This window comes from Marinobacterium iners, from assembly GCF_017310015.1.
GTDB lineage: Bacteria > Pseudomonadota > Gammaproteobacteria > Pseudomonadales > Balneatricaceae > Marinobacterium > Marinobacterium iners.
Map to the genome: position 1 here is coordinate 1,990,948 of NZ_CP022297.1, position 11,968 is coordinate 2,002,915.

At 55.5% G+C, this 11,968-nt stretch carries 6 protein-coding genes; all 6 read left to right on the forward strand.

Features of this window, described 5'->3' with window-relative positions:
* The first annotated feature begins 86 nt into the window (after window positions 1-86).
* On the forward strand, window positions 87-440 hold the full coding sequence (locus CFI10_RS09565) for a helix-turn-helix domain-containing protein (protein ID WP_206841702.1): 354 nt from the start codon (window positions 87-89) through the stop codon (window positions 438-440).
* A 31-nt stretch (window positions 441-471) separates the two neighbouring features.
* Entirely contained in the window at window positions 472-1,458 is a 987-nt protein-coding gene (locus CFI10_RS09570; RefSeq protein WP_206841706.1) for a hypothetical protein, read from the forward strand.
* A 29-nt stretch (window positions 1,459-1,487) separates the two neighbouring features.
* A complete protein-coding gene (locus tag CFI10_RS09575) occupies window positions 1,488-2,600 on the forward strand; it encodes an ArdC family protein (protein ID WP_206841708.1) in 1,113 nt (370 codons plus the stop codon).
* Window positions 2,601-2,667: 67 nt separating this feature from the next.
* Window positions 2,668-3,708, forward strand: coding sequence for a hypothetical protein (locus CFI10_RS09580; protein ID WP_206841711.1), 1,041 nt, complete (start codon window positions 2,668-2,670; stop codon window positions 3,706-3,708).
* Window positions 3,709-3,864: 156 nt separating this feature from the next.
* The gene (locus tag CFI10_RS09585) at window positions 3,865-9,117 is read left to right on the forward strand and encodes a DEAD/DEAH box helicase (protein ID WP_206841723.1); all 5,253 of its coding nucleotides are present in this window, start codon (window positions 3,865-3,867) and stop codon (window positions 9,115-9,117) included.
* On the forward strand, window positions 9,114-11,960 hold the full coding sequence (locus tag CFI10_RS09590; protein WP_206841725.1) for a helicase-related protein: 2,847 nt from the start codon (window positions 9,114-9,116) through the stop codon (window positions 11,958-11,960). The genes CFI10_RS09585 and CFI10_RS09590 overlap by 4 nt, the downstream gene beginning before the upstream one ends.
* The last annotated feature ends 8 nt before the right edge of the window (window positions 11,961-11,968 follow it).

An 11,968-nucleotide genomic window follows, 5' to 3' on the forward strand; every position in this document is an offset into this window, starting at 1 on the left:
GCACAGGCCTTACCCCTCCCCACCCTACTGCCAAAACCGCCAAAACCTCTTTTACCACCTTAAACGTGTAGTATATGCTACACGTTATGAATGGACTTGGACCTTACATCCGCCAGCAACGCGAACTGCGGCGCCAGCACGACAAAGGCTACTCACTGCGGCAAGTCGCCGAACGTGTGGGCATAAAGCCGACCTATCTGAGCAAGATCGAGCGTGAAGAGCTGCCACCGCCCAGCGAGGACACACTCAAGCGACTGGCTCAGGAGCTAAATCTGGATGCAGATGTGCTGCTGGCCATGGCCGGTAAGGTATCCGCTGATCTGCGTGAGATCATCTGCCAACGTCCACAACTGTTTTCTCAGCTGCTGCGACAGCTTAAAGACACACCCGACCATGCAGTACTGCGCCTTGTGCGTGAGGTTTCGGACGGAGACTGGTAACAACCACTCTAATCAAGGAAGGAGACTCATCATGGTCACTTTGGAAAATGACACCCTTGTCTTCCGGTTCCCGGAAGTTCATGCCGATGCCGTCCTGCGCATCAGCTTTCAGCGCACCCTGCGCATACCGGATGATGGCAAGGAATACCCTCTGCCGGCAGGCTTGGGTCAATTTCCACTGGTCCATATCGAAGATCACCATGCCAAGGTGCCTGAACACTGGTTACAGCGTGGCGGTGTCATGATGCCGATGTATCAGTCGGAGGCAATGTGGATCAACTTCAGCGGACAATACCCGATGGCGGTCAAAATAGCGGCCGGGAAGATCAATGCTGTGACTGGTGGCGGCTGGCAAAACGACCTTCAGGCTGATCCACAAGACTATGTCACCATACCTAAGCAGCCATGGCTGGACGGCTTTTCCACCGGGCATGATCAGGTGCGCCAGTTTGTCGCCAGCCCATTAGGCGATGGCCAGTCCGTTGAAGAACAGCTTACCGGCGAGGCCGAGTTTGGCGGACTGCAGATCATCGCCTACCCGCTCAAGGCTGATATTTACGAGCGTGAACAGGAAGAAGAGCGCAAGCGAATAGCCCAGCTTGAACAGGATGGCATCGAGTTGCCGATGTTTTTCAGGCGGTCGGCAGAACCGATGGGGCTGGGCCTTGGCGGCAAAATCAAGCAGACCATATACGAAGACTCACGCGGTATTGATGCCTGGGACCAAACAACTTCACGCTGCTTTATTCATATTATCAATAGCAAGCAGTGGCAGGAGGTAACCGATGAGCCTGTCCCGCACCCACCGGTTACGCGCAAGCAGTACAAGCAGGAAGGTATCCCCTGGTTCAGCTATTACGATGACAATGCCCAAGGCCTTGCGGGAAGCACTGTCCTCGACAAGCTCAAAACCTTCGCCCAGTTCCAGAAGCCAGGCTCCGAGTCGAACAAAAGCATCAAGGTGCCGACGACCATCAAGATCCGCGCCAGCGATCGGGTGAGTGAAGGGGAATTTTAACTCGCAGCCACGACAGGACGTTGTTGGATATGAATTCAGCTGATGTTTGCACGCCGAGATCGATTGCCGATCTGATCATTGGTCAGATCCGGCAAGGTGTTGATGATTGGCACATGCCTTGGCATGAAGGCCTTGCAGAGCCAATTAATCCCGTTACACAGCGCACGTTCCAAGGCCGTAACGCGATAACCCTGTGGATTGAGGGCCAGCTGAGGGGGTGTTCTTCCCCCTACTGGGCCACACTTCACCAATGGTCAAAGATTGGCGGCCGCCTACGCAAGGGTTGCAAAGGCGTCAAAGTCACACTGCCCGTGACGTTCAAACAACCTCTTCGTGGTGGCACCCATTCCATTCAGCACTCTTTTCGTCACTACACGGTTTTTAATTATGATGATGTGAATGGTGTCGATTTTGGCTATCCCGACCTGTTTGATCAGCCGGAGTCCCGATCACAAATCGTCAATCAGAACGAGCAAGCCGAGCAAGTGGTTACTGCATCGGGCGCGACCATCAGGTTCGAAGGCAACAAGCCCTTTTACAGCCCTGCCAGCGATACCATTCACATGCCACCTCGACAAAGCTTTACGCCCAGTGCACACGCCACAGCAGGTGAAAACTTTTATGCTACGCTGCTTCATGAGTTGATTCACTGGACTCAAAAGCCTCATCGCTGCGATCGTCAAAAATTCTCCGATGATCCAGTTGCAAGCTACGCATTTGAAGAACTGGTGGCAGAGCTCGGAGCTGCCATTCTGAACACGCGCTTTCATAAACTTCCTGAGCCCCGTCAGGACCACGCAGAATATATTAGTTCCTGGTTATCGGCACTTGAGGACGACATAGCCTATTTATACCGAGCGATGGGGCAGGCCCAGATAGCGGCCGATTGGTTATGCAAGCGGGCTGGATTGGCTAACAACAGTACTGATCTCCCCTTGTTCGGCTTGTCTGAGCAATTGTCATCCGGCAACGTGCCTGAGGAAGTGGAGCTGCAAGTCGAGACAGTCCCCGTATTTGAACCTTTAGAGCCGTTAGTAGCCCTATTCGTAAAATGCTTATCAGGCAGTACAGAAGGATTTGTCCGTTTCAGGCGATTCAAGATCCGATGCGGGCGCTGTGATACTATTTTAATGTCACACTAGAACGCGATGACCCGGGCGCTCGTTGTCCTGCATGCCATGGATACAATCTGCTCGAAGGAACGATGCAATGATCACAAACCCCATCATCCGGCGCTCTGCCCGATTGCTCGCCGCCGTGCATGAGCTGCACAAACAAGGCTATCAGGATCTTGCCGTACACACTGCAATGGCGCCCTCAGGTGCATACTGGCGCTGCAGGCTAACTGTATTCGACTATCTGCAGTGGGACGGTGATGCCTGGGTGGACATACCTGGTGCCGATATCGAATGTATCGAGCATTCATCCGGATCCGAAGGCTATGATTATTTCGGCTGGAATGATGCCAGGCAGGATACAGCGCGTGAACTGGCCGCCAAAATCAAAAACCGCTTTCCACGCCTGATGGCACGGGCGCACCGGCAAAACTTTGAATATGCCGGCTGGTTCACTTACATGCTGGGTATCGCAGAGCAGGGACACGTACCCGTCATGACGGCTGATCATGAGACTGTTCACGGCAAGGATATCGCCACCAGCTCGCCGGATATACTCATTAAGAGACCTCCGCACAGAACCTTATGGCAAGTAGGTGATCGCTGGTTTTTCTTTACCAGCCCACCTCATCTGAAACCCGACGACGACTGGCACAACGCATACATCACCCTACTGGCAGGTGACCGCAATTCAGGGCCTTACTACCCAGCGCCCTACTATCCGATTGCGACCGGTGACATCTTCGAGATTGGCGCCTACTGGGAAGGCGCCCTCTACTACATCCAAGCCGTTCTCGGTTTTACTCGGATCGATGAATTTCTCACCGCACTGCGCATGCCGCCAAGAGATTCCGAGCGCTGGCAGATCTTTTTGCGCATATGGAACAGCGACGGGCAATTAGACACGCTGCTGGCCTTCCTCGTAAGCGTGATGCTCAGGGATAGCCAAAAATACACGCTGAAAGCGCTGGATAAGCTGTATTGGACGCGCTGGATTAAAGCCTTCGAAAATACCAATAAAGAACAATGGATTGCACAGGGCAAGCCACCGCATCCGTTCTTTAGCAACAAAGGCAACCAGCTACATCTCGGCATCATTCTGTCCTGCATCGAGGCAGGAGATCACTTGTGTTAAGGCTGATTGCAGGAGGGGAACTGTACAACGCAGTTTTCCCGCCCTCTTCCGAATGAAACTTTGATAGACTTCCTGCAACACGTTGATAAGTAGCAGGATGCCAACAGTTTTCCAACTGTGTGGCATGACAATATGGCAAGGGAGGCGCCGAGCCTGATGGATGTTTTCGAGTTCAGGGACAAGCTGGTTGGAGATTATCGTGACTTCACCCGTTCTTTCATTCAGCCCAAGGCTGACGATATCTGCACCTTCCTGGACGGTGAATACGATGGCGGCCGCTACTGGCCATCACCACTGATTCAGATCAACCCGTCCTATGTCACTGAAGGCAACGTCGAACTACTTGCCTCTCAGGGTGTTCTCAGCAGCGTTACCGCAGACATCTTCCGCTTTGGAAAATCGGCAACGTCTACCGGTGTGCCTGCAACGCTTTACAAGCACCAGCGCCAGGCCATCGAGTGCTGCCAACGACGTGAGCCCTATGTTTTGACCACCGGTACAGGCTCGGGCAAGTCGCTGTCTTACTTTATCCCAATGGTAGACACCATCATCAAGGATAAAGAAGTCGATCCGACCCCGCGCATTCGTGCCATTGTCATCTACCCGATGAACGCCTTGGCCAACAGTCAGCGCGAAGAGCTGGAAAAGTTCCTGTCTGACTTCCCTGATGACAAACGCCCCGTCAGCTATGCCCGCTATACCGGACAGGAGAATCAGGAAGAGCGTGAGCGGATCATGCAGAACCCGCCCGACATCATCCTGACCAACTATATGATGTTGGAACTGCTGATGACCCGCCAAAACGAGCGGGACAAGGCGGTTATTCGACATTCTCAGGGGCTGCAGTTCCTGGTACTTGATGAGCTGCATACCTATCGCGGCCGTCAGGGTGCTGATGTTGCCATGCTGGTAAGACGTGTACGCGAGCGGATGAATCTCGACCTGATCTGTATCGGCACCTCCGCTACCATGGCAACCGAAGGCACACGCCAGGAACGTCAAGCTAAGGTTGCTGAAGTGGCAACCAAGCTATTTGGTCAGCAAGTACCGGCGGCCAATATCATTGGTGAAACGCTACAGCGCCAGATTCCCGGTGAAATGCCGGCTGGCGATGTGTTGGCGAAGGCGCTACAGACGCCACTGCCAACCGAAGAAACGTTTGATCAACTGCGCCAGCATCCGGTTGCTGCCTGGGTCGAATTAACCCTGGGCATCTCATTTGAAGAAGGTATGTGGGTGCGCGCCAAGCCGAAAACCCTGGAAGAGGCAGCTGCATTGCTGAGCGAAGCAACAGCGCAGGATTCGGCACATTGCCAGCGTTACTTGGCTCAGTTCCTGTTACTTGCCTATCGAACTCGTGACATAAACGACAAGCCCTTGTTTGCTTTCAGGTTGCACCAGTTCATCTCGGGAGCCGGTGACCTCTATGCAACGCTTGAAGCACCCGGAAAGCGCCACCTTGACCTGCACGGGCAACAATTCGTGCCAGGTGACCGTAACCGCCGCTTCTATACCGTTCACTTCTGCCGTAGCTGTGGCCAGGAGTATTATCCTGTCTGGCATGCTAAGGACTCTGAAACCGGTGAACTTGGTTTCACGCCACGCGATATCAAGGAGACCGCAGCCGAAGAAGAGGACACCTCCTACGGCTTCCTGATGCTGGGGCATTGGAATGAAGACGATTACCCGGAAAGCTGGCTCGACTTCAAGAAAGAACCGCCCAAGCTGAAGCCCTACTACTCCAAGCTTAAGCCGCAGGAAGTTCATGTATTGCCAAACGGCGCGCAGAACCTAAGCGGCACACGCGGGTTCTACCTGCCCGGTGGTTTCCGATTCTGCCTCGGTTGTGGCCATGCGCATAGCTCAGGTCGTGACTGGACACGGCTTGGATCGCTGTCTGCAGAAGGTCGTAGTTCCGCAACAACCACACTCACGCTTTCATCCCTTCGTTACCTGCTGGGTGCCGAGAATGAGCTGGCAGACGAAGCGCGCAAACTGCTCGGGTTCAGTGACAACCGTCAGGATGCGGCGCTGCAGTCCGGCCATTTCAATGACTTCATCCAAATTCTGCTGGTACGCGCAGGTATACTTGCCTCCTTGGATCAGCAAAACGGCAGTCTGCTGACAGACCGTGATCTGGCACAGCATATATTTACTGCACTGGGGTTGGACAGTGATGACCCCAGCGTGCGCGCCGACTACCTGCAGAATCCCGATCAGCGCATACCACGCATGAAACGTGATGCTGAAGAGGCCATGCGTAATGTGCTGGGGTATCGCGCCTACCACGATCTGCGGCGGGGCTGGCGCTTTACCGTCCCGAACCTTGAACAGCTGGGTTTGCTCGAAATCGCCTATGACGGACTGACAGAACTGACAGAAGATGACAGCGTGTGGGCCCAGTCGCCGGATATGTTGGCTAAAGCCACGCCGGACGTGCGTTATCAGGTCTGTAAACTCGTATTGGATGTGATGCGTAAAAACCTGTGCATCCGTACCCGTTATCTGGACCACCTCCAGCACGAACAATGGGTGAACCTGGCAACCACACATCTGACTGAGAAATGGCAGCTGGGTAATGCCCGTGATATGGCCAAAGGTTGCCATGCCATTATTGGTAAGCGGCCAAAAGGGCGGGAGTTTGATTTGATCTCCCTCGGTAGCCGTTCTCGCTTGGCGCAGGAGTTGAAGAAGCCCGCAATCTGGGGCAACGCCCCCTTTGAAGCGCTGAATGATAAAAACTGGCCTGCACTGATTGAAGCATTGCTTAAGGCTCTGAAAAACTATGGTCTCATTGACGCTGAGCCTGTCGATAAAGAACTCGAAGGCTATCAGCTCATCGGTGAGGTACTGGCCTGGAAGCGCGGCAGCGGCACGCCCGAACGTGATCCGCTGGCGCCAGCGGTAACCAACAACCCCTACTTCACTGCGCTCTATCAGGCCGTAGCGGATAGCCTCAAAAGCCAGCAACACGACTGGTTCCAGTTTATGGCCCATGAACATACCGCTCAGGTCGATCCGGAAGACCGGGAAGAGCGTGAGCGTGACTTCCGCACGGGTGCGCTGAGAGTCATGTTCTGCTCACCCACCATGGAGCTGGGCGTCGATATCAGTTCACTTAATACGGTGTATCTGCGTAACGTACCGCCGACGCCAGCCAACTACGCACAGCGTAGTGGACGTGCCGGGCGCTCAGGACAGCCTGCACTGGTGATTACCTACTGCGCTGCCCAAAGTCCGCATGACCAGTACTTTTTCCGTGAACCCCGACGTATGGTGCACGGTCAGGTAACACCCCCAATGCTTGATTTGGCCAATGAAGAGCTGGTCTCCAGTCATCTGTTCGCCACCTGGCTATCCGAAACCGGCACGCGCCTGCCTGCCGCAATTAATGAATTGATTGACGTTACTCAGTCCAGCATGCCGATCAACGAGAGCTATGCTGAATCACTGGCCAATGACAAAGCACTCAGCGGCGCCCAACAGCGTGGCAAACGCCTGATGCGTCTGCTCGGTGATGCGCTGGCGCCTGCAGGGGGGGTTTGGCTCAACAGTCAGGAACCGCTGGAAGTGGCGGCAAGTGCCTGGGCTGACAAGCGCCTGCAGCAAGCGATGGGACGGCTGGATGACTGCTTTACCCGTTGGCGAGATCTCTATACCTCAACACTTAAACAGATCGAAGAAGCCAACCGTTTGATGACCAACCCGGCCAGCAGCAAGCGCGAACGTGATATTGCGCGCAGGCGCTGGGAAGAAGGCTCTATCCAGTTCAGCCTGCTGCAGGACAACAACAAGCGCCAGTCTGACTTTGAGACCTACCGTTACCTGGCCGGTCAGGGTTTTTTGCCTGGCTACAACTTCCCGCGTTTGCCGCTCGCAGCATTCATCCCAGGCAGTCGCAGTGGGCGGCGTGAAAACCATAACCGGGTACTGTCTCGCCCTCGCTTTCTGGCTATTTCCGAGTTTGGTCCACTGAGCTTGATTTACCACGAAGGCCAGCAGTACCGCGTCAAGCGCGTTATTCTCGGAGCTGTCGATCAGCAACAGATTACAGAGGCCCGCCTGCCCGAGCAGCAAGTACGCATCTGTGGTCATTGTGGTTATGGGCATTTCGCCGAGCAATTGAACCTGGATCTCTGTGTGGCCTGCAGTACACCACTGGAAGGCAGCAAAATGGTGCACAACCTCTTCCGCATTGAAAACGTGGCGACCCGTCCGGTAACACGTATTACCTGCGACGAAGAAGAGCGTATGCGCCAGGGTTATGACCTGCGTACTACCCTGCAGTACCCGGAAGAGAACGGTGTGCTGAAAGTCGTGCGCAGTGATATGCACCAGGCCGATACCCTGCTGGCTGAAATGGAGTATGCCCAGCAAGCCTACATTTGGCGCATCAACCTGGGTTGGAAGCGACGCAAAAACAAGGAAATTGACGGGTTCATGATCGACCCGCTCAACGGCACTTGGCTGAAGGACGAAGAACAGGGCAGCAATGAAGAAACAGAAGCCGATGATCCGGTCAACCAGCGTCAGCGCATCTCACCGTTCGTGACCGATCGACGTAATGTGTTGGTTATTCGCCCTGCCCTTGCCATGTCACCGACAACCGCTGCAACTCTGCAATATGCGCTCAAGCGCGGCATTGAGCTGAACTTCCAGCTGGAAGAAAGCGAACTGATGGCAGAGCCCCTACCGGACCTGTATGAACGTAACGCCCTGCTATTTTATGAAGCCGCCGAAGGCGGTGCGGGTGTACTGACTCGACTTGCGACTGAACCGGACGCCTGGCGCAAAGTGGCGCAGACAGCTCTCGAGCTCATGCATTGGGAACGACCAGACCCAGCCGTACCCTGGCATCAACTGCCACAACACCAATGGCTGGATAAAGACAGTAACTGTGAAGCAGGCTGTTATCGCTGCATTCTCAGCTATTTCAACCAGCCTGATCACGAAAGCATCGACCGGCGCGACCGCGAGGCGCTTGAATGGCTCGCGCAACTGACCGACCTTAAACTTACGGCCGGTTCCGGTGGGCACAGCCATGCTGACCAGGCTGCGCAACTTAAACGTGCTAGTGGCAGCAGCCTTGAACAAGCCTGGCTCGATGCCCTTGAGCAGTATGGACTGCGCCAGCCGGATGCGGCCCAACCCTATCTGGAAGCGTTCAACATGCGTCCCGACTTTGCCTATCGTGACAGCCGTGCCGTCATATTTGTGGATGGTCCACATCACGAACATCCTGACCGCCGCATGATCGATCAGCAACAAACCCGTGATCTGGAAGACGCCGGTTTCGTTGTGTTGCGCTTCCCCAAAGAAACTGCACGCTGGCCCGCCCTCTTTGCCCAGCACCCCGATATTTTCGGTGCAATGCCCGTTACTGATGCCGTGGAGAAATCTGATTCATGAACGCCCCTACTTCAACACCAGCCTTCAACCCCGGCAGTATCGTCAGAGCACGTGACCGTGAATGGGTTGTACTGCCGGAATCCAAGGGCTCGGATCTGTACCTGCGTGCCCTGGGCAGTGGTGATGATGATCGCGTCCGCCTGTTGGCTGAACTGGAACAGATCGAACAGGCGCTGTTTCCGGCACCCAACCCGGCTGATGCGCGTGAGGGCAGTCAGCAGTCGGGCCAGCTGCTGCGTGACTCCATGCTACTCAAATTGCGCGCTGGCGCCGGCCCTTTCCGCGCCATTGGCAACCTGGCTTTCGAGCCCCGAGCATACCAACTCGTGCCCCTGCTGATGGCACTGCGTCAGGAAGTGGTACGTCTGCTGATCGCCGATGATGTGGGGATAGGCAAAACCATCGAAGCCGGTCTGATTCTGCGCGAGCTGATTGATCGTGGTGAAGTAAAAGGCTTCACGGTACTCTGCCCGCCACACCTCTGTGAGCAGTGGCAGGAAGAACTGAGTGAAAAATTCCACCTGCAGCCGGTTATTGTCAGCCGCCATACTGCCGCACGCCTTGAACGCGGCTTACTGCAAAGCGAGTCGCTGTTTCAGTATTACCCCTATACCGTCGTCAGCCTGGATTACATCAAGTCCAACCGCCGCCGTGATGAGTTTCTGACCAGCTGCCCGGACTTCGTCATTGTCGATGAGGCGCACACCTGCGCTCAGGGCAATGCTCAGGGCCGCCACCAACGGTATGCCTTGCTAAAAGGCCTGTCTGCCAAGGCAAGCCGCAATATGCTCCTGCTCACCGCTACCCCACACAGCGGTGATGAACAGGCGTTCCGTAACCTGCTGGGGCTGCTTGACCCCGAGTTTGCCACCCTGGTACGGCTCGACGATGCCCGCAACCCCATCCGCAAACGCCTTGCACTGCACATGGTTCAACGTCGCCGCCAGGATATTGCCGAATGGCGTGATAACACCCAGTTCCCTGATCGTGAAACCGGCGAAACCGCCTACCGCATGCAGGGTGACTGGATGGCACTGTTTCAGGATGTCATAGATTATGCCCGCGAGCTGGTTGAACGTGCGGAGCAGCTGGATCAGTTCCAGCAACGTCTGCATTGGTGGGCAGCACTGGCGCTGCTGCGCTGTATCTCCTCCTCCCCGGCAGCCGCTGTCCGCACCCTGCAAAACCGTATTGATCGCTCCATACAGCCGGAATCGAACGCAGCGCAAGCCATTGAAATGCTCGATGAGCTGGGTAGCCGCACCATTCTGGATACCAGTGACGAAAGCCAGGATGATCTGGAGCCAAGTGCCCAACTCGAAGATGTGCCCCTGCTCCAGCACTTGATAAGCAGGGCTGAAAGCCTGCAAGGCCCAAAAGCCGATCCCAAGCTGAAGCAACTCATCGCCTCGCTCAAACCCATGCTCAATGACGGCTACCGGCCGGTCATTTTCTGCCGTTACATTCCTACGGCGCATTACCTGGCAGAGCATCTGGGCAAAGCGTTCAAAGCCTACAACGTGGAATGTGTGACCGGTGAACTACACCCATCAGAGCGTGAAGACCGAGTAGAAGCGCTGGCTGAGCGCGACGGCTCACCTATTCTGGTAGCGACCGACTGCCTTTCAGAAGGGATCAACCTGCAAGAGCATTTTGATGCCATTGTTCATTACGATCTGGCATGGAACCCCACCCGCCACGAGCAGCGAGAAGGCCGTGTAGACCGCTTTGGCCAGCGCACACCCGTGGTGAAGGCACTCATGCTCTACGGTGATAACAACCCGGTTGATGGCGCCGTGCTGAAAGTCATCATTCGCAAAGCTGAAGCGATTCGCAAGGCACTGGGGGTCAGCGTCCCCATGCCTGAAGATGAAAACCGCGTAACCCAAGCCATTATGCAAACGGTACTACTGACCCGAGGCATGGACAGCGGCATGAGCCAGATGGGTTTGGGGCTTGAGTTTGACGGCCTGGACGATCTGGAACAGCAGGTCGATGTATCCTGGGACAGTGCCCGTGAAAAAGCCAGGCGCAACCGCACCATCTTCGCCCAGCAAGCGATCCATCCCGATGAAGTGCTGCCTGAATGGCAGCGAATGCAGGAAGTGTTGGGCGACCAGAATGATGTGCAGCGTTTCATCACACAGGCACTGTCAGCCCTGCGCGCCCCGCTACAACCCCATCAGCAGCATTTCCGCATGAGCTGGAACGAACTGCCGCTGGCGATACGTGAACGGCTGGAAAGTCACGGCATTCGACGTATCGACCACTTGGGGTTCGAACTACCGTTACCGCGTGATGTGACCTACATCCACCGCAGCCACCCACTGGTTACGGTGTTGGCTGATGAACTGGCAGAGCGTGCGCTGGAGTCCGATGATTCGGTTGAACGCCCTGCTCGCCGCGCTGGCGCCATCACCACGCGGGAAGTAGAGCAACGCGCTATTCTGGCACTACTGCGTCTGCGCACCAATCTGGTGGTTGAGCGTGAGGGCAATCGCCGCGAAATGCTTGCAGAAGAAGCCGTGACTGTGCTGATTGAAGGCAATCAGCCGCCACGCCAGTTAACCACTCAGGAAGCGGTGCAACTGTTTAACCTGGCGCCAAGCCAGAACACCCTGCCGGAAGTGCGCGAACGCGCTGTGCGTCAGGCGCTGGAGCGGCTTCAGGAGCAGCAATCGGTCCTGGATCAGATCGCCCGCGATCATGGCCAACAGCTGTTACAGGATCATCGCCGAGTACGTGATTCAGAGCGTGACGGCCGGGGTAACTTTCAGGTCAATCCGCAGTTGCCGGCTGATATTCTTGGGGTGTATGTGCTGATGCCAGAGGTGGCGTTTTGAACAGGCGG